Below are 21,225 nucleotides of genomic sequence, written 5' to 3'. Positions count from 1 at the left end.
GTAAGTATCATGAAAGAAATTAATATTAAAAACGTTGCGATCACATTTGTCGTTGCGTTAATCATCTGGTTTATTCCAGCTCCTGAAGGGGTTGCCCAAAATGCCTGGCACCTGTTTGCCATCTTTGCCGCAACTATTTTAGGAATTATTTTAAAAGCAGCTCCTATGGGAACCATGTGTATGATGGCCATTGGATTTACAGCCCTTACACAAGTAGTAGCTCCCGGAGATGCCGGAAAATCTATTACCAAAGCACTCTCCGGATTTGGAGATAAAGTAATCTGGCTGATCGGGATTTCATTCTTTATTGCCAGAGGATTTATCAAAACAGGACTTGGAAACCGTATTGCCTTTTTATTCATCAGGGTTTTTGGTAAAAGTTCATTAGGACTGGCTTATGGATTAGGACTTGCTGATGTTTGTCTGGCTCCTGCAATTCCTAGTAATACGGCAAGAGGAGGAGGAATTATCTACCCGATCATGAAATCTATGGCCATAAGCTTTGATTCCGTTCCTGAAAAACCGGAAACCCATAGAAAACTGGGTTCATTTTTAACATTAAACAGTTACTATATGAACCTCATCGCTTCTTCTATGTTCTTAACCGGAACTGCAAGTAACCCTATGTGCCAGAAATTTGCCGCCAACCTTGGAATTGATATCACATGGATGTCTTGGGCAGCGGCTGGTTTTCTACCCGGTTTAGTGGCGTTCTTCGTTGTTCCTTTGGTATTGTATAAATTGTATCCGCCTGAATTGAAAAAAACAGGTGATGCCCCGAAAATGGCCGCTCAGAAATTAAAAGAAATGGGACCTATTTCCAGAAATGAATGGTTGATGCTATTGGCTTTTTTTATCCTTTTATTCCTTTGGATCTTTGGTGGTACGCTTTCTATTGATGCAACCACTACTGCCTTTATCGGATTAACTTTATTGCTATTAACCTCAGTATTAACCTGGGAAGATGTAAAAGGTGAAAAAGGAGCATGGGATACCATCGTTTGGTTTGCTGTTTTGGTCATGATGGCAAGTTCTTTGAATGAATTGGGCTTCATTGGCTGGTTCAGTAACCTTATCAAAGTTCAAATCGGAGGTTTAAGCTGGCAGGTAGCCTTCCCGGTTATTATTGTAGTCTATTTCTTCAGTCATTATATTTTCGCAAGTGCTACAGCTCACGTAGCGGCTATGTATGCAGCCCTGCTGGGTGTAGGGGTTTCTTTAGGAATTCCTCCTATGTTGTTGGCAATGATGCTTGGTTTTATGGGTTCAATTTATGGTGTGCTTACCCATTACGGACATGGTCCGGCTCCGGTATTCTTTGGGAGCGGATATGTTGATCTAAAAGCCTGGTGGCTTCGCGGCCTTGAAATAGGAATCGTGCTTTTAATCATCTACATGGTTGTAGGAGGTTTATGGATGAAAGTTTTAGGATATTATTAATTATTAAATCAAATATATGTTATCAACATTGTCAAGAAAAATGCTGATGTGCCTTACAGGACTCTTTTTGGGATTCTTCCTGTTGATTCATTTCCTCGGAAATCTTCAGCTTTTTCTCCCCCAGGAACAAGCACATCTGCAATTCAATGCCTATTCTCATTTTTTATCAGGAAATATCATTATCAAAATAGTTTCTTATGTTTTGTATGCCAGTATTATCCTGCATGCTGTAGATGGGCTGATGATTACTTTAAAAAATAAAAAATCAGGAGGTGGTTACCAGTCTGACAGACGTGGAAGAGCCAGTAAATGGGCTTCCAGAAATATGGGAATCCTGGGAACATTAATCCTGATCTTTCTGGTCATTCATTTCCAAAATTTCTGGTATGTCTATAAATTCGGAAATCCCCCATTGGATGAGAATGGAAATAAGGACTTATATATTTTGGTCGTAACAGTGTTTAAAGAGTGGTGGTACGTGGTGATTTATGTCCTTTCTATGATTGCCTTATGTTATCATCTGATCCACGGATTATACAGCTCCGTAAGAACTCTTGGATTGTACCATCCTAAATTTGTGAAATGGGTTAAAATCATTGGAACAGCCTACTCTGTCATTATAAGTTTAGGTTTTGCCCTTATGCCTGTTTATGTATTCTTTACTTATCATTAAAAAGACCTCATCATGATTTTAGATTCAAAAATACCACAAGGCCCATTGGAACAAAAATGGGCATATTATAAAAAGAAAGCCAAGCTTGTCAATCCGGCCAACCGTAAAAAGCTTGATGTGATTGTTGTAGGAACAGGTCTTGCCGGAAGCTCTATCGCTGCCTCTTTAGGAGAGATGGGCTATAATGTGAAGGCATTCTGTTTTCAGGACAGTCCGAGAAGAGCGCACTCTGTAGCTGCTCAAGGTGGAGTAAATGCTGCTAAAAATTATAAAAATGATGGTGACAGTGTGTACAGAATGTTCGTTGATACTTTGAAAGGTGGAGACTTCAGGGCGCGTGAAGCCAATGTGTACCGAATGGCAGAATGTTCTTTAAACCTCATCGATCAAGCTGTAGCACAAGGAGTTCCTTTTGGACGTGAATATGGTGGTTACCTTAACAACCGTTCTTTTGGAGGAGTTCAGGTAAGCCGTACTTTCTATGCCAGAGGACAGACCGGACAACAATTGCTTCTGGGAGCGTATCAGGCTTTGATGAGACAGGTTGGAAAAGGTTCTGTACAATTGTTTTCAAGACATGAAATGCTTGATTTGGTTACGATTGATGGGAAAGCAAGAGGAATTATCGTAAGAAATTTAGATACCGGAGAAATTGAAAGACATGCAGCCCATGCTGTAATATTAGCAACCGGAGGCTATGGAAAGATTTATTACCTGTCCACATTAGCTATGGGATGTAATGGTTCTGCGATCTGGAGAGCGCATAAAAAAGGAGCTTTAATGGCTTCCCCGAGCTGGATTCAGGTACACCCTACTTCCCTTCCGCAATCCGGAGATTATCAGTCTAAATTAACATTAATGTCTGAATCATTGCGTAATGACGGAAGAATCTGGGTTCCTTTAAAAGAAGATGAAAACAGACTCCCGAATGACATTCCTGAAAATGAAAGAGACTATTATCTGGAAAGAAGATATCCTGCATTTGGAAACCTGGCTCCAAGAGATATTTCGTCCCGTGCTGCCAAAGAAAGAATTGATGCCGGATTCGGAATTGGTCCCTTGAAAAATGCAGTGTACCTGGATTTTTCCAAGGCGATTAAAGAACAAGGAAAAGAGAAAATCAAAGAGAAATACGGAAACCTATTTGACATGTATCTTAAAATTACAGGATATGATGCTTATAAAGAACCGATGATGATCTCTCCTTCTGCCCATTTCTCAATGGGTGGCCTTTGGGTAGATTACGAACTGATGACTACCGTTCCGGGACTCTTTGCCTTAGGTGAAGCTAATTTTGCAGATCATGGAGCCAACAGATTGGGAGCAAACTCTCTCTTACAGGCTTCTGTAGATGGATATTTTATCGCTCCTTATACTATTGCAAATTATTTAGCAGATGAAATTCATACCGGGAAAATTTCACCGGATGCTCCAGAGTTTGAACAGGCTGAAAATGCCGTTAAAAATCAGATTCAGGATTTAATGAATATCAAAGGAACCAAAACTGTTGACTATTTCCATAAAACATTAGGAAAGTTGCTGTACGATTATTGCGGACTGGCAAGAAACGAGGAAGGGCTTAAATATGCTATTCAGGAGATCAGAAAACTAAAACAGAAGTTCTATAAAGACGTAAGGGTTTCCGGACAAGGGGATAAGATGAATGCTGAACTGGAAAAAGCTGGTCGTGTTGCTGATTATTTTGAAATCGGAGAACTGATGTGTTATGATGCTTTAACCCGTAATGAATCTTGTGGCGCTCACTTCCGTGAAGAATACCAAACTCCGGATGGGGAAGCAATGAGAAATGATGCAGAATATCAATTCATCTCAGCATGGGCATGGACAGGTGAAAATGGAGAACCTGAACTGGTTAAAGAACCATTAACCTTCGAAGAAATACAGCCAACGGTAAGAAGTTACAAATAAAAAACAAAAATTATGGATTTACACCTTAAGATATGGAGACAGAAAGACAGAAAAAGTGAGGGAAAACTGGTCAGCTATGACCTTAAAGGATTAAATTCTCACATGTCTTTCCTTGAAATGTTAGATACATTAAACGAAAAACTGATTACCGAAGGAGATGAACCAGTAGAATTTGACCACGACTGTCGTGAAGGAATCTGCGGACAATGTGGAATGATGATTAACGGTATTGCTCATGGCCCTTTAAAAAATACAACGACCTGCCAGCTTCACCTGCGTTCTTTTAAAAATGGGGAAACAATTCTGATAGAACCTTTTCGTGCAGAAGCTTTTCCTGTCAAAAAAGATTTAAAAGTAGACCGTTCTGCTTTTGACAGAATTATTTCTTCCGGTGGTTTCGTATCAGTAAATACCGGCCAGGCTCCGGATGCGACTGCTATTCCGGTAACCCATCAGGTTGCTGAAGAGGCTTTTGATTCTGCTGCCTGCATCGGATGTGGTGCTTGTGTGGCAACCTGTAAAAACGGAAGTGCTGCTTTATTTACTTCTGCAAAAATAGCTCACATGGCATTATTGCCTCAGGGCAAAGAAGAAAGAAGCAAGCGTGTTTTGGATATGGTTTTCCAGATGGATACTGAATTATTTGGGCACTGTTCCAATACGGAAGCTTGTGAAGTAGAATGTCCGCAAGGAATCTCCGTTCTGAATATTGCCAGAATGAATTTTGAATACAACAGAGCCCTATTTTTCAATAAAAAAGGGTAAATAAACGAAGAACGCTAAAAATGATACTATGTGAGAGGGTGAATCTGCAAATGCAGGTTTGCTCTTTCTTTTTTTAAACAAATTTTTATGAATCAGTCTCAAAGCTGGGTGATCGTATTGCTGATATTTATGGAATTTAATTTAACGCAAAGTTTTTAGCACATTATCTCATATTTTCAAGGGAACAAAAGAATGGAATCAATATTTCGGATTTAGCTAGATTGCAAGATGAAAGCCATGAAGGTCATAAAACATAACCATTTATCTTTTTATTTAATGTAGAATTAATTGTCCCCATTGATCAATAATAACAATAATAACTTAAGGTTACTAATATAATTTAACACTACTGTCATTCTGACGAAGGAAGAATCTCAATACCTGTTACAATAAAGAGATTCTTCATTTCACGTTGTTTCATTCAGAATGACAGAGTCATAGTAATAAAATAACAGCACCAGTATAAAATTGTATATAATTACCAAACTGAAAATAACTTCCAGCTTCCTACCTTTTAAAATATCTTCGGAATCATAATCTTCTTTGGATCATTCTCATCATACATAATCTCAATGGTACCTGCTTTGGGTACAGAGGCAAGATTCAAAAGGCTTACAATTTTTTTGTAGACTGCAATATGCTCGTTTCCTCTGAAATCTTTAAAACTCACCTGAAACATAATTTGCGGCTGGTCATTAATACTAACCCCCGTTTCACTGACGCTGAGAATATTCGCTTCCGCATTTCTTCCGGCAAACAGGATTCGTTCTTCTTTATTATTCTGAAAAAACTTCCCTACGATCAGCTGAAAGACCAATACATAAATAAGAGTCATCACTCCACTGAAAATAATCGGATGCATAAAGGTGAGAAATCTCCATCCAAAATCAAAAGATTCCTGCGTATAGAAATAAGAATACAATCCAACCACATAAGCGATTAACAATACTATAAATACGATTCTTAGCACCATTCCTGACGCATTGAAACCGACTTTCTGATCACTTAAAATAAAGTAAGGTTCCTGAGAGACATCAGGATTCAGCAGTACTTTTACATGGTTTCCCACATCGAATCTTTTTTCCTGTGGTTTGGAATCATGAAACATCATCTCATGCTCAATCACCGTATTTCTAAGATTCGGAAACGAAAGCACAATCTGAATGGCATTCATATTGGTTTTTGGAAAGTATTTGATGAGCTGATAACGGATGATTTTTGCCTCTCTTGGGATTCCGCTTCTCAGAATAGAATGAATGGCATTCTTCTGTTTAAAGGTTTTAATGAAAAGATTATTGATAAAGAAGACAAGAATATATCCCCATATCAATAATGAAAAACCGAGATACCCATAGCTCACAGCTAATGAATTTCTCGGTTCTGTTGCGGTCTCTTCACTCATCAAATAAATGAAAATCGGAAAAGGTACGCAGAAAAAGAAGAGGAAAACTCCCCAGAAAATGAGCATAAATTTCATAACTACTGTTTTGCAATCAGCAATAAAGTTATGATATTATTTAATGCCTTTCTTTATATATATTATACTTCTTTATCAAAATACAATCTGTAATACTTCCCTTTATCATCTTCTCCGGTTTCGATTTTCTGTCGGTCACCGTGAATATATATATGGAAGTTTTTATCAAGTTTAATAATACTTTTAAAGTGCCTTTGGGTTTTCTTAACCGCCGCTTCACTGATCGGGAATTCTTCAGCAATATTCACCTGCATGTCTTGTTCGTAATCAGTTTTAAAGTTAACAAAACTCTCGATCACATGCTCGTCTCCCAATACTTCACTGGCGAATTCATCCAATTTAAACTCTTCTTTTTCTTTAAAGAAGTTGATCGATTTGTTCAGAAAGTCTGCCTGGTCTGCTTTAGAAACCTCAAATTCCTGTGGAAGCTGTTTGGTGATATAATCTTTGTAAACCATCAATGCTTCCTGAGTGTGGAAATACTCATCATCACGCTGCTTTACTTTTAGGAAATCTTCAAACCAGTAATACATATCTCCGTTTTTGTTGTTGTCAACCACGGAAAGTACATATCCTGTATCTTTATCGTTATTGTATATCAGAGCTGCTTTATCAATCTTAGATAACCCAATACCCTGATCTTTTTCAATATCAAATGTTTCTTCGGCAGGATTAATTTTAAGGAAAGATTCTCTCTTCTCGGTTTTAAAAATTCCAATCTTATCGACTCTGTCAGGACGGTCACTTTCATCTTCGAAAAGAACGATAAATAATTCTCCACTCTGAACTCTAGGATTTTCAGCCGCTTCGAAAAGGTGTTTGGCAATATTTTCAGATTCCCAGATAAATTTGGATTTATCCTCAAAAATTTCAGATACCGCACTGTAAACCGGGTTATTCACCAGATACGTATCACTATAAAAATGAAAAGTTTCTTCCGATTTGAATGATCCTAAAAAGTAATCCTCAAGCATCTCTGCCATTCCTTCCTCCAGCTTCAATTCCTCCTGGGAAAGCGTTAGAGAATCTCCATTGATCTTATTTCCGACTCTGTGTACTATTATTTTTGAAAACATCTTCTGAATATTTGGACTGCAAAGATATTCATTCTATTCTTTTCCTGAAACTTAAAAACAGGTTTGATTGTACTGAACTTTTAAACCACAAACGACAGAAAAGTTTTTATTTTTAAACACTTTAGTTCGCTTGAGAAATCTCCTTACGATTAAACTTTAATGATACTTTAATAGGTTAGTACTTGTCATTCTGAATACACACTGAAGGTTTGCAAACGTAGTTCAGAAGTGTAATAAAGAATCTCTTTGCTCTAGTTATTATTGAGATTCTTCCTTCGTCAGAATGACAAGTACAAAAGCTCCAATTTAGTTTACATTGGAAATTTAAAAGATAAATTCAAAAGATGAAAATCGTAGATGTTCAAAACTTATGTGTACTTTTTATACATCAAGCTTGCCATTTAAAAATAACTTAAGTGTTATAATTCTTTTGTGACTTTTGTGGTTGATCTCAAAAACAGTTAATGCTGTTAAAAGATTCCTGTTTCTTTCAATTTGATAAAATCCTTATCATTTTGAAATGCTTTTCTCAATTAAAACCATCAGTATAAAACATACAAGTAGCTAAATATCAATACATTAAACGTAATCCATTTTCAAAGGTATACCATTGGCATCATGATTCTCAAAACATACAAAAATGGACTTGAAAACATTGAACAGAATAGACAAACTAAGAAGATTAAAAAGCAGAGGACCGCAAACGCCTAAATGGCTGAAGCCTTATCATCTTCTGTTTATTGCGTTTTTAATCATTTTCATGTTTGGAGCTTTCATCAAACTATTGGAACAAAACCATATTTAACACTATATACTATGAACTATTTACAAGCTGTACAGGAAATCAATGAACTGTTTCCTGACTTTGAAACTGGATTAAATGAAACCAAAAGTCCCAATTCATACAGTGTGATCCGGACTTTCACGGAACGTATCAAAAATATGATCCGCCAGAATGACAGTAATTTGTTGTTCAAAAGTTTACAAAAGATTGACAAAATGTACATGGATGGAGATATCCTCTTAAAAAATGCCATTGAGAACACTTTTATCTACTCTCTGGACAATTTTACAGCGTTTTGCAGCAAAGAATACAGACAAATGATCTTCAGTCACATTTCTTCGGACCTGAAAAACAGCTATTCAAGACAAATTTACAGTCATGGTATATAAAGCTTTTATTACATTTTTAGACTGTTTCATTACAAAGTGTTTAAATTAAACAAAAATAAAAATAACTCACAATCAATAGATTATGAAAAATAAAATCAGAAGAATTTCCGATTGGAAAACATGGAAAACCACGACTAACAGACACAATTCAGAGATATTACTCACTCACATAGCTGTGATTGTAGGTGTATTTATTTTTGCTGCATGTCTTTAAATTTTGGTATACATTTCGCTGCAATAAAAAGTGTTTGAAAAATTCTTAATTATGATGAAAGTACAAATGCAAACTATTAATCAAAAAATAGCTGTTGAATACTTAAAATTTTTCTATCCGCGACTTCGCAATGAAATCATACAGTTGTCTGTACAGGATAACTTTGCAGGAATTATGCAAATGACGGTCAATTATCTGAAAGGTCTGCTGCAGGAATCAAAGATCAACATTATTGCCCATCACATCAAACTGATGGACGGACTTTACAGAAATGGAAATTCCTATGTAAGAACGATGATTGAAAATATCTTCGTAAGATCTTTTGAAAGCTTTAAAAAACACGCTAAGATTGCCCATTGGAAACTTCTTTATCAGTATATGCCGGTAAGCTTCCAGATTATTTATAATGAGCAGCAGAAGCAGGACCAGATTTATTTTGGAAAATAAAATATAAAGAAGAAATTGGCTTACAATGCAAAGAAAAAGAATAATGATTTTACTTTTAAGATCATTATAAAATAAGTTTTAATAGATAAAAAATCGCCTCAAATAACAGTATTTGAGGCGATTTTTATTTTGATCTGTGAATCAGAAATTTTTACTTCTTGGTAAATACCTTTTCAATGATCGAAATCTCTTCCTTCTTCAGTTTTGAAGCTTTCTCAAGCTTCGCGATAAAAGTGGCCACTTCTTCTGGAGTGGAAGGTGATCCCAAGTTTTCTCCTTTGGCATTAAATGAATCTGCCAGCACTTTTCCTTCCGGATTTAAAATCAGCCAAAACGGAAGTCCTGCATTTTCTCCTTTGTATTTATTCATCAATTCCTGCCCGCCAGGATTTTCAAGAGATTTTTTCTCTCCTCTTTCCTGAACATCTACATAAGCTGTGATAAATCTGCTACCGAAAATAGGTTGCGTTTCTGGAAGATTCATATTTTTTTCCATCATTTTACACCATTTGCACCACGAAGCATGAAATACTAATAAAACATTTTTCTTACCCGCTTTCGCTTCAGTAGATGCTTTCTTTAATACAACATCTGCTTTTTCCTGTGCTGCACCCAGCTGAAACAGCAATAGCGCAACGATGACAATAATCTTTGAATATTTCATTGAATTTTATTTTATGCCATACGAATGTAGGTATTTTTCTTTTGTTGATCTACTGAAATTCATCGCATAAAATCTTTATTTTACAGTGTCATTTTTTGTAATTTCGTTTCAATGAATATAAAAAATGATTGAAATAAAAAAATATTCTCATCAGGCAGGACATCCGGAACCAAGAAGGGTCATCAAATATACTTTGTTCTGGTGCAACAAAGGAACTGCTGAAATTCTGATTGACGAAAATGTTTTTATGCTGAAAAGTGGTCAAACAATTACCATTACTTCCGGACAGTTTCATCAGCTAATTTCTGTGGAAGGTGAAATTACCACTCTTGAGTTTACCCTGGATTTTTTCTGTAAAAGTGACAGTGATATCGAATTGATTTTTCATAACGGATTATTCTGCCATTTTGGAATGAACGAAATGATTACCGTTCAGCACCCAGCATTTTTTACAGACACTCTCAACCTAATTGAAAAGGAAATTCAGGAAAAACCTTATCAGTATCTGATTTCAACACATTCTTTGGTAGAGTTACTTTTAGTAGAGATCAATCGCAGTAAAATTGCCAACGGTGATGAAATATGGAAACCAGATGCTTTGTTTCTAAAGTTTCTAGAGAATGTCCGTAATAATTTTTCAAATAATCATCCTGTCTCTTATCATGCTGAGGCCCTTACAACCACTGAAGCTAAACTGAATGAAGTCTCTAAACTTCACACCAATAAAACGGCTCAAAACGTGATCTATAGTCTTACCATTTCCGAGGCGAAAAGATTATTACTTTATGAAAAACTGAGTGTTAAGGAAATCGCCTATCAGCTTGGCTTCAATGACCCTTTTTACTTTTCTAATTTCTTTAAAAAACATGCTTCTCTTTCTCCCAAAGATTATCAAAAGTCAGTGAAAGATTAGATTTGGAGCCTGTAAAAGCAATTTTATTTTATGAATATAAAGAATTTAATATTCGTACAATTAACTCTGTTGATTCCATCTTTGCCTCCTTAAAATCTAACATAAGTTTCTTAACACTTTCCGTTTTCATTAAAAATCAACCAAATACATACAATATTGTTCTCCCAAATTTCGGAACTGATCCAAATATAATGTATTACTTGAACCCCGAAATTCTCCAAATATTCTATGCTTTTCCCGGAATTGTCTATTCTTTAGACGAAGCCTTTCACTGAACTTTGTACCTGTCATTAAGACCTAAAAATCTTTCCTATGAAAACAAGACAGGACATCGCAGTTTTTTTATTAAGAATGGCATTGGCAGCCGGATTTTTATCTGCTGTTGCTAGCCGGCTGAACTTTTGGGGAGCACAATCTTCGGGTTGGAGAAATTTCGTGAATTATACCGCTGAAGTCAATTCATTTTTCCCTTCGTCATGGTCGCCAACCCTTGCTCTGGTATCTACTGCGACAGAATTAATTATTGGTATTTTAATTCTTACAGGATATCAGATTCGTAAAGCAGCTTTGTCTGCATCTGTATTAACCTTTGTTTTTGCCATAGCAATGAGCATTTCTTTTGGAAGTAAGGAAGCTTTGGATTATTCTGTTTTTGTATTCAGTGCAGGAGCGTTTTTACTGAGCAGTTTTCCCTGTTATCAATGGTCTTTAGATCAGCTTTTACATCAATAATAATTTTAAATATACTATCATGAGTACTAACATCAATGATTACATTGTAAAAACCGAACAAAAAGAATGGCAGCCTTTAATTGAAAAAGGAATTCATTACGAAGGTATTTTTGTAAAATCCTTGAAATTTGATCCTGCACAAAACCGTTCTACCACTATCCTTTTAAAATTTGAACCCGGAGCAAGTTATCCTTATCACAATCATCCAGCCGGTGAAGAACTTTTCATTCTGGAAGGAGATGCTCTTATTGCGGGCGGCAACCTGAAAAAGGGAGATTATTTGTATACTCCACCCAACTTCAAACACGCTGTACAATCAGAAAATGGCTGTATCATTCTGTTTATGGTTCCGGAAGAAGTGGAAATCCTTTAATAAGGTAATCCATTTTAAGATTAAACCTGTGATGAGCTAGTCTCCATCATAGGTTTACTTGTTCCTACTGTTTTCTTCAATCCCTTAAATTAATTACTTTTACAGCCTATTAAATTTATATCTGGAATGAAAAAATTTGGAATATCCGTTCTTATATGTCTGTCTTCATTATTAAGTGCCCAAAACAAACAGCAGATTGATGCCTTCTATGATGCCATCCGTGAGAATAATTTTCCATTGGTAAAAAAAATCATTGACCAGGGATATCCTATTAAAGCCATGCTTCCTGGTGAAACAGCACCAGTATTGGCAGCCATCTGGAAAAAAAACTTTCCAATGGTGGAATATATGGTCAATAAAGGAGCCAACATCACTGCCAACAAGAAATTGGTAGATGGCGCTATTGAATATGGAAGTCCGGAAATTACTTTCTACCTTATCAAAAAAGGAGCCTATGCTAAAAATGCATTGTATACTGCGATATTCTATGAAAATTTTGGAATTGCAAAGGAGCTATACATGAATCACCAGCCACAGATCACCAATAATGAAGATATGGGAAAATTTTTATTGCTGGCCGTAAAAAGCAAGGATCTGGAATTCATCAAGAAACTTCCGTTAAAAGGAAAGAATTTCCTAATGGATTTCTTCAATTATGATGGGTATAACGCTTTATTGCTTGCTGTAGAAAAGAACGACACTGAAATTGCAAAATATCTTTTATCTCAGGGAGCTGATAAAAAATCAAGAATTACTTTTGAGACCGATAATGGTACCGTTTCTGGAAAAACAGCCCTACAGATGGCTAAAGCCAATAAAAATGCAGAACTCATGAAACTTTTGAAATAAAACGCCCATGAACAAGATAAAAAACTAGTGCTCTGGAACTGTAATGACAAAACCCCGAAAACAACTCCAAGTAAGGTGGAACACACTCCCCTTCAGATACTAAAGGTAATATTTTTAATTTTGATCTTGATAAGAATACCATCTGAAATAAAGAACTGGGCATTCAGTGGCGGTAAAATCATTAACACTACTGCAAAAGGTATTTTTTATATGGACACAAACGTAGAAAATTACATGGAATTTTATGTAAAAAATTCACCGATTTCTGGCATAGAATCCATTGATAAGACTCATTTTGTATATGTTACCCCACAAGGAATTGAAGTTTTTGATACAGCTTCCAAAACAGCAAAATTAGTTATTGCTAAGGTATTCAATAAGAATGAATACAATAATTTACAGATTAAATATATTGCAAAATAAATATCTGAGCTGATTTCCATTCGACTTTGATTATCTTATATAAGCTTCTATATAGATACAAATTTTATTTTCGAGATTCTTTATTTTATCGTATTTTGCCTTCCCTCATAAAAGACTAAAAAACCAACACGATGAAATTTAATTTTAAAAAAAAATCTGTTATACTCTGGAGCATTGCTGCCATTGCCATTATTATTTTGCCTGATTCGGAAATGTATTATCAACGGTATAAGCTCAGATCTGAAAAACTTCCGGAACAATATAAATCATATCCTAAACTGGACAGCCTGAAAGATAATGACTATGAAATCATTAAACTGTCCCGTGGGATCCACGAACCTGTCATTCAGGAAAACGACAGTACTATTGTCATCATTACCAAAAGAGATCATAATTCGGAAAAAGAAGGGGCGGATAATACCTATACATGGTATAAAATAAATCTGAAAGGTCAGATAACAGATAGCCTTCAATACAAGTACAATACTGAAAATGGTATCCATAATTATCAAACCTTCAATGATTATATTGTGGATGTAGATCAGAACACCTACAGCAACTGGATGAAAGATGGTGACACTACACATTATCCTTATAAAAATTTAGATGATGCTAAAATATTTTCCGTGGCAGAAACGGAAGATATCATTGCCAACAGAGACTATATGTATGATGACATTATTCATTCCGAATCACCCGGAAATGAATATAAATATAAACTGACTGTATTTAAAGATAATGTCTGGAATTATTTTTACGCTGAAAAAGACTGGCACGGCTATCCGAAGAACACGCCTAATAAAAAATCAATTAACTACGGAAATTCCGGCTATGAGGTAGATAAACCTTCAGGACTTATTAAAAGAGAACATGTTCAAAAAGAAAAATGGAATGCTCATACTTTCTGGAGCTTAAAAAACCTAAGCTGGGGAACCGGAAATAGTTCCGGACGTCAGGGATGGACAGGGACGTCTTACTTTTCCATCAAGATGCCCAAAAAAGTACTGCATTACAAACAGAATGTCATCATAGAACGTCCTGATAATGCTGTAAAAGATCCTTTTTCTTATTTTGTATACCAGCCTAAAAACGGAGACTATATGCTGTTAATTGATGAAGAAAACCAGCTCTACTATCTCATAAGACCTAAAATACATTAATGGGACGAATTAAAGCTAAAATCCAGATCCATTTACTCTTATGAACATCTTCAAACTATTCTAAAAAATGGGTGCAATATAATCCGGAAACAAAATAAAAGCTACTCCCCTGCTTTCACGGTATCATAATTATTAAATCCTTTATAGATTCTGGTTTCTTTAAGCTTTCCTTTTTTATAGATCTCCACTTTTTCTATATCTGAAGATTTCTTATTGAAATATTTTATTTCCGTCAACTGTCCATCATTATTGAAAAACTCGGTTTTAAGATTTCTTCCGTCTTCCTGATAGTGCTTCGTCCGCAGCTTCCCGTTCTTTTTATAAGAATAGCTCTTGAGATTATAAAAATTACCATCGTTGTAAGTGATTCCTTCATACATGTACTGAGCCGTATATTTTCCTTCTTCTATCAGTTGCTGTTTGTCATTATAAATGAAATAATACGCATTATTTTTAGGATTTATCAAATTATAGCGCATTGTTAATTTGGGATAACTGTCAGGATGCTTTATCATTACCTCTTCCTGTCTGAAAACAGTAGAGTCATTCTGTGAAACCCATAGAGTATCTGTATCATTAGAGCCACTTTTGTGATATATTTTTGAAATGATACCATCGTCTTTTTTGGAAGCATCATTTTTTCCTTTGGCACAATTGCAGGCGGTCATGCAATAGACAGCTATCCATAAAAATGATAATATTTTCAACATTTGAATCTGTGGTTCTATGTTACTGTTAAGGTATGGTTTCTACTCCAGAAAGCTTAAAGTTTCCTTTTTCCTCTTTTAGCCAGAAGACAAACTGAGCCCCTTCATGGCCGTCACCAAATTCATTTGGGCGATAAGTGGTGTATAATACTATATAATCTCTGTCTTTAAATCCGGGATCAGCTCCGTCATAGGAAAACTCTGTTTCATTACGATTCAGTCTTTCCAATAATTCTTTGTTGAAAATAGTACTGACATGTTTCTTGTAAAAAAGATCTTTTCCCATAAAATAACTTTTTTCCGGTGCTTCATCAAAGCATAGAGAACAATACACTTTTTTAGTTGTTAATTGATTCAAAGCGGTATAATCCTTCTCAGTAATCAGATGGATTATTTTTTGAGTAAACACTTCAGCCTTTATTTGCAACGGTTGATTTACCTGTTTTTTTTGTCCATAGTACGCCAGATGTAATCCGATCAGAAAGAATAAGGATAAGTATTTTGTCAACTTCATTGTTACTATTTTTAGTGGTTTTATTTTTATTACTTTTTGGCGTTCAACGGTGTCTTATAGCTGGTAATAGCAAAACAATAGATATCATTGTTCGGTTGTAGAAAAAACATTAGACTTCAATTCTTTTTTCTCATGGCAACATAGTTTATCATTACTAAAGTACAAAAAACGGTTTATTAGGCCACTATTACATTTGATATTTGTTCCTTTAATAATTTGAAATGAGGGTAGAAATAGTTTTAGTTTTTATGGTTTATTTTTATTTTGTATTTTTAGTATTAAATTAAAAACCAAACCATTATAACTCATCATTGAATATGTCGAACATTTATCATTCTTTACTGATTGGTGCATCAAGAGAAAAAGTTTATCATGCCATCACCAGTCAATCCGGGTTGTCTGCGTGGTGGACACCCCATACCAAAACCAGTACTGAAGTGGGTAGCATTGCCCGGTTCTCTTTTGGTCCGGATTATTTTAAAGAAATGAAAATTGTAAAGCTTGTTCCTTTTGAAGAAATTCAGTGGCATTGTATTACAGGCGCTCATGAATGGATAGGAACCGATATTTCATTTCATCTTTTATCAGGAGATAAAGAAACATTACGCAAAATGCATCCGGAAATGGCAGGCCAAATTGATCAGTTAGTATATGACAGCGGTACTTTATTAATTTTCTATCACAAAGGATGGGATATGTACTCGCCTATGTTCGCTGAATGTAATTACACCTGGGGACAGTTTTTGAGAAGCTTAAAATTACTTTGCGAAACAGGAAAAGGAAAGCCGTGGCCCCATCAGCATCGTTTATGATTTGTTTTTAAGGTGGGAAGCTGGATGAGGGAAGAAGTTACTTTGAGTTTTAATAACCCACCAAAACCATCTTAAACTGAGCTATCATTGTTCCTTCTATGCTTTTTCTTCTAACAATTCTTTTTTAGGTTTAGATTAAATTATGGAATAATGTCAATTCCGGTTATTTTAAATTTTCCCGCTTTTTTCACCAGAGTAATCATTCCCTGAGTACCCTCCCTAGTTTTTGAAGGCGGAACCAGCGTATATAAAAAAGAAATTCCGTGTATATTCACTTCTTTATTAAAATAAGGATGAAAAAACTGTACATTAAATTTCCGATGTTTTTTAACTTCAGCTTTTAGCTCTTTTTCAAAAAAGATTTTATAATGTTTTTTATGATATAATTCCTTGGTTACCTTCACTGTGACAGGGTTACTGTTTTTATATTCTGTATAATTAAGACAAGGTCTGCAATAGAAAGGAAATTCACAGAGTGTTTTTATTTTTTCCTTATCATTTCTGGTCACAGCATCTGTAAAATCTCTCCAGAATTTTTGTAAAAGGATCTTATCCTGGGCAGAAATTTCATCATCAGACCTATTTTTATGTCCGTAGATCGAGACCGAAAACAGAAGACCAAGTAGTACAATCAGAATGCTTTTCATGGCAGATTATATATTATATTAAAATTTTATATTTGGTAATGAACAGACAAGATACAAAATTTAGATTTTTAGCCTTAAAAATTTAATTCCGGCTTCTGAAATGCAGTTTGAAAACTGAAAGCATATTCCGAAGGACCGTTCTTCTGGAGATATTCTAATCTTTCCAACGCTTCTTCTATACTTGGATATTGATGATCTTTAATCCACCACAGTACATAATACGCTTTCCCATATTTTTGAAACCATTCTTTTCTTCTTCGTAAAAAATCCACATGAAAAGTCTTATAAGTAAAGTATTCTAATGATTCTTTATCTTTCCATACAGAGAGATTGATGATCACCTGCTCATCATTAAACGGATTAAAACCTGTGGCATTATTATCTTCATCCTTTAATCTCCATACAAAACCATTGCTCTCTTCCGCCAGTTGATTCACTGAATCAAAATGCTCTACAAACTCTTTCATTACCGGGTCTTCAATATTCATCCCAATCATTCTGGCTACGTTAATCTGTGCTAATTGATACATTTTATTATTTCCTGTTTTATGTCTATTATTGTGTAAAAATAGATTCCTCAGCCTTAGAATAAAATAACTATCAATTTAGATACTATAAAAAAGATGGAAAAAGAATGTGAGACTTCCTATATCAATGTTGACCAAAAATCTTATCCCTGTGCGGTAAGCTTTGTCATGGACCTTATTGGCGGAAGATGGAAAGGGGTAATTCTTTGTCACTTAAAAAACGGAGACAAGCGGTTTGGGGAACTCAAAAAAGACCTTTCCTTTATCACTGAAACAACGCTAAGTCTTCAGTTGAGGCAGTTGGAAAGAGATGGGTTGATTACCAAAACTGTTTTCGGAATAAAACCTCCTGTAAAAACAGTGTATAGCTTGTCAGAGCTGGGCACTTCATTCATTCCATTGTTGGATAATATCAATGAATGGGGTAAAAATATTTTGGAAAATAGAAAAACCTCTTAAAAACTCGAATATTTCAGATTTTTAAGAGGTTAGCTTCATTTAATATACTTTACTTCCTTTGATGGTTAGGGCATGTTTAGTCCTTATTGAAGGACAGCATCTTCCATCTTCTTCGGTATATTCCAGTTTTTCTACAATAATTTTTCCATTTTTAATGGTATCAAAGGCAAACAGGTAATCCGGTTCATATCCGGCTATCACTTTAACGGAATGTCCATCATTTTTGTATAAGGATAATCCCTGTCCTATCAGTGCATTTCCGCCTTCAGGGGCAATATTCCAGTAAATAGCTACATCTTCTATCCCATCACCGGTAAAATCTCCAACATGAGGATCCTGCAGGTCAATGACTCCATCATCATAAGTTTTAAGAATCTTAGGTAAATAAGCTTCAAATTGTTTTACAGCCAACTTTACAGCTTCTTCTTTGGAAATCCTGTCTTTCGATTCTTTTGGATTTGATTCTTGTTCTTTGGATAAAGACTTCTCTTCTTTTGATTCATCTTTTTGCTGCCCTGTATGCTCAGATTGGTTACAACTTGCCAACACTGCCAGCAGCCCTATGATACAGATGATCTTCTTCATATATTTTGTATTTCCGATGATAAAATTGAAACGATAAAGATACAGCAATATAATAGAATCCATAGGGAACATTATTTTACCCTAAAAATTTTTAAAACCCCTTCATTAATTTCTAAAATATAATTTTGTTGATTATTTAGAGAATCTTTTACTGTAATTTCAGAGGTACTATTTTTCGTTTTAGTTGAATAATTGGTTTTTAATACAATTTTTTCTTCAGTATTCCCTTTTGCAGCACCAAAATTTACCGGAAAATGATCTTTCCAGACAATGTCACCTTTTATATTTTTAACAGAAATAACTCTTCCACTTTTCCCTCTGTTTCCGATGATCAATTTACCACTATTACTTTGAGTTTCCTGCTGGGTATCATAAAAGGTATTTCCCAGATCGAAATAGGGAACATTTACTTCATATACATTGTTAAAATTATATCTTACTCCGTTATTGAACAGATCCTGAGCATGAACTCCCTTATGTTTTTCCATATTATTTTGTGGAAATAAATTTTCCAGTTTCATACGGGATATGGTATAAACCTGAGCAGTATCAACCTGACGGTCATAATCCATTTTCACTCCCCAAAAATCATTGCTAAAACCATCCATCAGCTTTATTTTTTTTACTTCTACATCATCTCCTTTGATTTTTTCTATCTTTAAACCTAAGACGTTGTTATCAGGAGCATAATCCATAGCCTGAACTACATAGAACTGATTGGTATTGATATTCTTTCTGCTGTGATTATACCACTGCTCATCATATCCTTCTTCTTTTTCTGAAAACTGAGCGTATTTATAATCGCTTATTGCTTCTTTAATAAAATAATGATACGTAATGACCGGAACAGCAAAAGCCAGAATCCACAAAAACTGCTTGGGATGTATTCCTTCTCTTTTTTCTTTGATTACATAGGTTTCGGAAAGTGAATCATGCCATCCATTTTTGCTAAAGAAAGAGAGAGAATCAAAAGGAATACTTCTATAAAGACTTCGTATAAAAATAGTCTTAAATCCAGGTTGATTATTATTTTGATCCACCACTCTTGATTCTGTTAAGAATTTCGCTGGCGTTGATCCAAAATAAAATTCAAAGACGGGATAAAAAACCAGCCTGATCAGAACAATGATGACTGCCAAACCCCAATAATTATTAAAGTAGCTTTGGAAAATATCATTGTTCTTTAAAGTGAAAGAAAATCCCAAAACAAAATTTGTAAACACAGCTATCATTACCAAGCTGTCAATCAGCAAATGGAACCCTCTCTGCCATTGAACAGTATATTTAAGGTCCTCAGCAGAAGCTGTCCTTTCTTTTTTATTTTCCAGTTTGATCTTTCTAAGAACCATGAAGCTCAAGATAATATAACCTATCTGAATCAGAAGTTGTATTATTGAAACTATTGCTGTGGATTGCCCTTCCAAAGAAATTCCTGACGGAGGGTTAAAAGAAAAATATAAACCATTAAAAATTCCGAAAAGCGCTAACATGATATTGTTTATCAGTACCACAGAAAAAGCAAACCCGAGTAATTTTTTTTCTTTTCCTTTTGTTTTCAGGTAAAAAATAATCCCAAGAAACAGAATAAAATAAATAATGGTTTCCCACAGATTAAAAGGAGTTTCTAAAGGCGCTTTAAACAGGTATAAAGGCTTAAACAGATAAAAATATGAGATCCAGCCGTTTATTGTTTCACCTTTATAAAAATTATAAAAAATAATACTGGTAAGTATTCCTAATAAAAGGGTCAGTAAAGAAAAATAAGTAATGAGTTTCCCTTTAGTATAATTCATGATATGCAAAATAGTTTTCGCAAATAAACAATAAAAAAAGAAATTATATTACTCTCCTTCTTCAAATCTACATACTCCTTATGAAAAAACCGTCAATTCTAAAGACTCAAAAAGTACAACAGAAGAATAAAAACAGGAATAAAGCTCACGGCTCCTCCAATTAAAAAGATATTTCTATAATAAGATTTACTTTTAGGCAATGTTTTCGGAATCATTATATAGGCAATCAATGCAGTAATACCACCTCCAATGATATAGCTCAATACTCCAAATAAAGCAGCCCCCATTACAATATCTGAAGTTTGTATAAATACCTGTAAGAAGTTCATTTTTTATTACAATATACAGTAAAAATTAAGAATAGCAAAGGATAAAAATAGTCACTGAAATAGAAAATCAGACTCCGAATTGTCTCAAATGATGATCCATGTGCTTGTATGCTGCTATGCCCCATTCGTGGGTTGAAATATTTCCAAAAGCAGGGTGAGAAAGGGTTAAAGAGCGAGTATTGCCAGGGAATTTATTAATTAAATTAACAAACTCATTTCTATACTTTTCAAAATCAAGATCATTTGTTTTGCCTTTGGCATTATGTTCCGGTTCACCTTGGATATTCTTTTTAAAATCGGGAGCGATATAAAGAGCGAGAATTCTCAACAGGTACTGTTTTATTTGAGTCTTTTTATTACCTCTGCTCTCTTCCAAGATTTGCCGGTTGCAGGAATTGCAATGATGAAGCATTTCACTGGCTGTCATGGTCCCCCATTGAGGTTGGTGAATTGCTGATAAATTCTTAACTCTTGCAATAATAAGATCAGCAGCTTCCTTTTTTAAAAGATTTTTTTTCATGGTAATGATGGCTATATACTATTA

General features: G+C 34.9%; 27 protein-coding genes. 16 read left to right on the top strand and 11 right to left on the bottom strand.

Going from position 1 to position 21,225, the window contains the following annotated elements; all coding sequences use genetic code 11:
* The first annotated feature begins 9 nt into the window (after window positions 1–9).
* From EG344_RS16875 to EG344_RS16860, 4 genes are read left to right on the top strand one after another with little or no spacing between them, the layout of a single operon-like run.
* The gene (locus tag EG344_RS16875) at window positions 10–1,440 is read left to right on the top strand and encodes an anion permease (protein WP_123910562.1); all 1,431 of its coding nucleotides are present in this window, start codon (window positions 10–12) and stop codon (window positions 1,438–1,440) included.
* Window positions 1,441–1,456: 16 nt separating this feature from the next.
* Window positions 1,457–2,113: a succinate dehydrogenase cytochrome b subunit gene (locus EG344_RS16870; protein ID WP_123910561.1), complete on the top strand. Its 657-nt coding sequence runs from the start codon at window positions 1,457–1,459 to the stop codon at window positions 2,111–2,113.
* A 12-nt stretch (window positions 2,114–2,125) separates the two neighbouring features.
* Window positions 2,126–4,042, top strand: coding sequence for a fumarate reductase/succinate dehydrogenase flavoprotein subunit (locus tag EG344_RS16865; RefSeq protein WP_123910560.1), 1,917 nt, complete (start codon window positions 2,126–2,128; stop codon window positions 4,040–4,042).
* Window positions 4,043–4,054: 12 nt separating this feature from the next.
* Window positions 4,055–4,807: a succinate dehydrogenase/fumarate reductase iron-sulfur subunit gene (locus EG344_RS16860; RefSeq protein WP_123910559.1), complete on the top strand. Its 753-nt coding sequence runs from the start codon at window positions 4,055–4,057 to the stop codon at window positions 4,805–4,807.
* Between the two features lie 514 nt (window positions 4,808–5,321).
* Here the strand turns inward: EG344_RS16860 and EG344_RS16855 are convergent.
* Window positions 5,322–6,284, bottom strand: coding sequence for a hypothetical protein (locus EG344_RS16855; RefSeq protein WP_123910558.1), 963 nt, complete (start codon window positions 6,282–6,284; stop codon window positions 5,322–5,324).
* A gap of 62 nt (window positions 6,285–6,346) precedes the next feature.
* Window positions 6,347–7,360 carry a nucleoid-associated protein gene (locus tag EG344_RS16850; RefSeq protein WP_123910557.1) on the bottom strand — a complete coding sequence of 338 codons (1,014 nt, stop codon included), beginning with the start codon at window positions 7,358–7,360 and terminating at the stop codon, window positions 6,347–6,349.
* A 640-nt stretch (window positions 7,361–8,000) separates the two neighbouring features.
* On the opposite strand from EG344_RS16850, the gene EG344_RS24015 reads away from it, so the two are divergent.
* From EG344_RS24015 to EG344_RS16840, 4 genes are all read left to right on the top strand, one after another.
* On the top strand, window positions 8,001–8,165 hold the full coding sequence (locus EG344_RS24015; protein ID WP_164464455.1) for a hypothetical protein: 165 nt from the start codon (window positions 8,001–8,003) through the stop codon (window positions 8,163–8,165).
* Between the two features lie 11 nt (window positions 8,166–8,176).
* Window positions 8,177–8,533, top strand: a complete 357-nt coding sequence (locus EG344_RS16845) for a hypothetical protein (protein WP_123910556.1) — start codon at window positions 8,177–8,179, stop codon at window positions 8,531–8,533.
* 82 nt (window positions 8,534–8,615) lie between these two features.
* Window positions 8,616–8,747 (top strand): hypothetical protein, encoded by a 132-nt coding sequence (locus EG344_RS24400; protein ID WP_262484600.1) that lies wholly within the window; start codon window positions 8,616–8,618, stop codon window positions 8,745–8,747.
* A 51-nt stretch (window positions 8,748–8,798) separates the two neighbouring features.
* On the top strand, window positions 8,799–9,194 hold the full coding sequence (locus EG344_RS16840) for a hypothetical protein (RefSeq protein WP_123857288.1): 396 nt from the start codon (window positions 8,799–8,801) through the stop codon (window positions 9,192–9,194).
* 151 nt (window positions 9,195–9,345) lie between these two features.
* Here EG344_RS16840 and EG344_RS16835 read toward each other — a convergent pair whose 3' ends face one another.
* Window positions 9,346–9,858 carry a thioredoxin family protein gene (locus tag EG344_RS16835; RefSeq protein ID WP_123910555.1) on the bottom strand — a complete coding sequence of 171 codons (513 nt, stop codon included), beginning with the start codon at window positions 9,856–9,858 and terminating at the stop codon, window positions 9,346–9,348.
* Between the two features lie 124 nt (window positions 9,859–9,982).
* Here EG344_RS16835 and EG344_RS16830 point away from each other — a divergent pair, with 124 nt between their 5' ends.
* The 6 genes from EG344_RS16830 to EG344_RS16805 all read left to right on the top strand — a co-directional run bounded on the left by EG344_RS16830 (window position 9,983) and on the right by EG344_RS16805 (window position 14,308).
* Window positions 9,983–10,771 carry an AraC family transcriptional regulator gene (locus tag EG344_RS16830; protein ID WP_123910554.1) on the top strand — a complete coding sequence of 263 codons (789 nt, stop codon included), beginning with the start codon at window positions 9,983–9,985 and terminating at the stop codon, window positions 10,769–10,771.
* A gap of 312 nt (window positions 10,772–11,083) precedes the next feature.
* Window positions 11,084–11,503, top strand: coding sequence for a DoxX family membrane protein (locus EG344_RS16825; RefSeq protein WP_123910553.1), 420 nt, complete (start codon window positions 11,084–11,086; stop codon window positions 11,501–11,503).
* Between the two features lie 19 nt (window positions 11,504–11,522).
* A complete protein-coding gene (locus EG344_RS16820; RefSeq protein WP_123910552.1) occupies window positions 11,523–11,876 on the top strand; it encodes a cupin domain-containing protein in 354 nt (117 codons plus the stop codon).
* A gap of 126 nt (window positions 11,877–12,002) precedes the next feature.
* Complete coding sequence (locus tag EG344_RS16815) at window positions 12,003–12,725, top strand: ankyrin repeat domain-containing protein (RefSeq protein ID WP_123910551.1); 723 nt, start codon at window positions 12,003–12,005, stop codon at window positions 12,723–12,725.
* Between the two features lie 126 nt (window positions 12,726–12,851).
* Complete coding sequence (locus EG344_RS16810) at window positions 12,852–13,148, top strand: hypothetical protein (protein WP_123910550.1); 297 nt, start codon at window positions 12,852–12,854, stop codon at window positions 13,146–13,148.
* 131 nt (window positions 13,149–13,279) lie between these two features.
* Window positions 13,280–14,308, top strand: a complete 1,029-nt coding sequence (locus tag EG344_RS16805; protein ID WP_123910549.1) for a hypothetical protein — start codon at window positions 13,280–13,282, stop codon at window positions 14,306–14,308.
* A gap of 101 nt (window positions 14,309–14,409) precedes the next feature.
* Here EG344_RS16805 and EG344_RS16800 read toward each other — a convergent pair whose 3' ends face one another.
* Together EG344_RS16800 and EG344_RS16795 are read right to left on the bottom strand one after the other, a co-directional pair.
* Complete coding sequence (locus EG344_RS16800) at window positions 14,410–15,018, bottom strand: hypothetical protein (RefSeq protein WP_123910548.1); 609 nt, start codon at window positions 15,016–15,018, stop codon at window positions 14,410–14,412.
* A 25-nt stretch (window positions 15,019–15,043) separates the two neighbouring features.
* Window positions 15,044–15,529 carry a hypothetical protein gene (locus EG344_RS16795; RefSeq protein ID WP_123910547.1) on the bottom strand — a complete coding sequence of 162 codons (486 nt, stop codon included), beginning with the start codon at window positions 15,527–15,529 and terminating at the stop codon, window positions 15,044–15,046.
* Window positions 15,530–15,846: 317 nt separating this feature from the next.
* Here EG344_RS16795 and EG344_RS16790 point away from each other — a divergent pair, with 317 nt between their 5' ends.
* Window positions 15,847–16,341, top strand: coding sequence for an SRPBCC family protein (locus EG344_RS16790; protein WP_198418053.1), 495 nt, complete (start codon window positions 15,847–15,849; stop codon window positions 16,339–16,341).
* Between the two features lie 140 nt (window positions 16,342–16,481).
* On the opposite strand, the gene EG344_RS16785 is transcribed toward EG344_RS16790, so the two are convergent.
* Together EG344_RS16785 and EG344_RS16780 are read right to left on the bottom strand one after the other, a co-directional pair.
* The gene (locus EG344_RS16785; RefSeq protein ID WP_123910546.1) at window positions 16,482–16,988 is read right to left on the bottom strand and encodes a hypothetical protein; all 507 of its coding nucleotides are present in this window, start codon (window positions 16,986–16,988) and stop codon (window positions 16,482–16,484) included.
* A gap of 74 nt (window positions 16,989–17,062) precedes the next feature.
* Window positions 17,063–17,518: a DUF3291 domain-containing protein gene (locus tag EG344_RS16780; protein ID WP_123857307.1), complete on the bottom strand. Its 456-nt coding sequence runs from the start codon at window positions 17,516–17,518 to the stop codon at window positions 17,063–17,065.
* A 93-nt stretch (window positions 17,519–17,611) separates the two neighbouring features.
* Here EG344_RS16780 and EG344_RS16775 point away from each other — a divergent pair, with 93 nt between their 5' ends.
* Entirely contained in the window at window positions 17,612–17,974 is a 363-nt protein-coding gene (locus EG344_RS16775; RefSeq protein WP_123910545.1) for a winged helix-turn-helix transcriptional regulator, read from the top strand.
* Window positions 17,975–18,013: 39 nt separating this feature from the next.
* Here EG344_RS16775 and EG344_RS16770 read toward each other — a convergent pair whose 3' ends face one another.
* The 4 genes from EG344_RS16770 to EG344_RS16755 all read right to left on the bottom strand — a co-directional run bounded on the left by EG344_RS16770 (window position 18,014) and on the right by EG344_RS16755 (window position 21,201).
* Window positions 18,014–18,622, bottom strand: a complete 609-nt coding sequence (locus EG344_RS16770) for a membrane lipoprotein lipid attachment site-containing protein (RefSeq protein WP_198418054.1) — start codon at window positions 18,620–18,622, stop codon at window positions 18,014–18,016.
* An 8-nt stretch (window positions 18,623–18,630) separates the two neighbouring features.
* Entirely contained in the window at window positions 18,631–20,352 is a 1,722-nt protein-coding gene (locus EG344_RS16765) for an RDD family protein (RefSeq protein ID WP_123910544.1), read from the bottom strand.
* Window positions 20,353–20,450: 98 nt separating this feature from the next.
* Window positions 20,451–20,681 carry a hypothetical protein gene (locus EG344_RS16760; protein ID WP_123910543.1) on the bottom strand — a complete coding sequence of 77 codons (231 nt, stop codon included), beginning with the start codon at window positions 20,679–20,681 and terminating at the stop codon, window positions 20,451–20,453.
* Window positions 20,682–20,748: 67 nt separating this feature from the next.
* Complete coding sequence (locus tag EG344_RS16755; RefSeq protein WP_123910542.1) at window positions 20,749–21,201, bottom strand: DUF1569 domain-containing protein; 453 nt, start codon at window positions 21,199–21,201, stop codon at window positions 20,749–20,751.
* Window positions 21,202–21,225 lie beyond the last annotated feature (24 nt).

The organism is Chryseobacterium sp. G0162 (assembly GCF_003815715.1).
GTDB lineage: Bacteria > Bacteroidota > Bacteroidia > Flavobacteriales > Weeksellaceae > Chryseobacterium.
Note: the sequence above shows the minus strand (reverse complement) of the source record. Positions and strands in the feature narration are given on the sequence as shown.

Excerpts from the sequence above, each read along its gene's own strand:
- EG344_RS16875 (WP_123910562.1), top strand. The coding sequence starts at position 10 with ATGAAAGAAATTAATATTAAAAACGTTGCGATCACATTTGTCGTTGCG.
- EG344_RS16870 (WP_123910561.1), top strand. The coding sequence starts at position 1,457 with ATGTTATCAACATTGTCAAGAAAAATGCTGATGTGCCTTACAGGACTC.
- EG344_RS16865 (WP_123910560.1), top strand. The coding sequence starts at position 2,126 with ATGATTTTAGATTCAAAAATACCACAAGGCCCATTGGAACAAAAATGG.
- EG344_RS16860 (WP_123910559.1), top strand. The coding sequence starts at position 4,055 with ATGGATTTACACCTTAAGATATGGAGACAGAAAGACAGAAAAAGTGAG.
- EG344_RS16855 (WP_123910558.1), bottom strand. The coding sequence starts at position 6,284 with ATGAAATTTATGCTCATTTTCTGGGGAGTTTTCCTCTTCTTTTTCTGC.
- EG344_RS16850 (WP_123910557.1), bottom strand. The coding sequence starts at position 7,360 with ATGTTTTCAAAAATAATAGTACACAGAGTCGGAAATAAGATCAATGGA.
- EG344_RS24015 (WP_164464455.1), top strand. The coding sequence starts at position 8,001 with ATGGACTTGAAAACATTGAACAGAATAGACAAACTAAGAAGATTAAAA.
- EG344_RS16845 (WP_123910556.1), top strand. The coding sequence starts at position 8,177 with ATGAACTATTTACAAGCTGTACAGGAAATCAATGAACTGTTTCCTGAC.
- EG344_RS24400 (WP_262484600.1), top strand. The coding sequence starts at position 8,616 with ATGAAAAATAAAATCAGAAGAATTTCCGATTGGAAAACATGGAAAACC.
- EG344_RS16840 (WP_123857288.1), top strand. The coding sequence starts at position 8,799 with ATGATGAAAGTACAAATGCAAACTATTAATCAAAAAATAGCTGTTGAA.
- EG344_RS16835 (WP_123910555.1), bottom strand. The coding sequence starts at position 9,858 with ATGAAATATTCAAAGATTATTGTCATCGTTGCGCTATTGCTGTTTCAG.
- EG344_RS16830 (WP_123910554.1), top strand. The coding sequence starts at position 9,983 with ATGATTGAAATAAAAAAATATTCTCATCAGGCAGGACATCCGGAACCA.
- EG344_RS16825 (WP_123910553.1), top strand. The coding sequence starts at position 11,084 with ATGAAAACAAGACAGGACATCGCAGTTTTTTTATTAAGAATGGCATTG.
- EG344_RS16820 (WP_123910552.1), top strand. The coding sequence starts at position 11,523 with ATGAGTACTAACATCAATGATTACATTGTAAAAACCGAACAAAAAGAA.
- EG344_RS16815 (WP_123910551.1), top strand. The coding sequence starts at position 12,003 with ATGAAAAAATTTGGAATATCCGTTCTTATATGTCTGTCTTCATTATTA.
- EG344_RS16805 (WP_123910549.1), top strand. The coding sequence starts at position 13,280 with ATGAAATTTAATTTTAAAAAAAAATCTGTTATACTCTGGAGCATTGCT.
- EG344_RS16800 (WP_123910548.1), bottom strand. The coding sequence starts at position 15,018 with ATGTTGAAAATATTATCATTTTTATGGATAGCTGTCTATTGCATGACC.
- EG344_RS16795 (WP_123910547.1), bottom strand. The coding sequence starts at position 15,529 with ATGAAGTTGACAAAATACTTATCCTTATTCTTTCTGATCGGATTACAT.
- EG344_RS16790 (WP_198418053.1), top strand. The coding sequence starts at position 15,847 with ATGTCGAACATTTATCATTCTTTACTGATTGGTGCATCAAGAGAAAAA.
- EG344_RS16785 (WP_123910546.1), bottom strand. The coding sequence starts at position 16,988 with ATGAAAAGCATTCTGATTGTACTACTTGGTCTTCTGTTTTCGGTCTCG.
- EG344_RS16780 (WP_123857307.1), bottom strand. The coding sequence starts at position 17,518 with ATGTATCAATTAGCACAGATTAACGTAGCCAGAATGATTGGGATGAAT.
- EG344_RS16775 (WP_123910545.1), top strand. The coding sequence starts at position 17,612 with ATGGAAAAAGAATGTGAGACTTCCTATATCAATGTTGACCAAAAATCT.
- EG344_RS16770 (WP_198418054.1), bottom strand. The coding sequence starts at position 18,622 with ATGGATTCTATTATATTGCTGTATCTTTATCGTTTCAATTTTATCATC.
- EG344_RS16765 (WP_123910544.1), bottom strand. The coding sequence starts at position 20,352 with ATGAATTATACTAAAGGGAAACTCATTACTTATTTTTCTTTACTGACC.
- EG344_RS16760 (WP_123910543.1), bottom strand. The coding sequence starts at position 20,681 with ATGAACTTCTTACAGGTATTTATACAAACTTCAGATATTGTAATGGGG.
- EG344_RS16755 (WP_123910542.1), bottom strand. The coding sequence starts at position 21,201 with ATGAAAAAAAATCTTTTAAAAAAGGAAGCTGCTGATCTTATTATTGCA.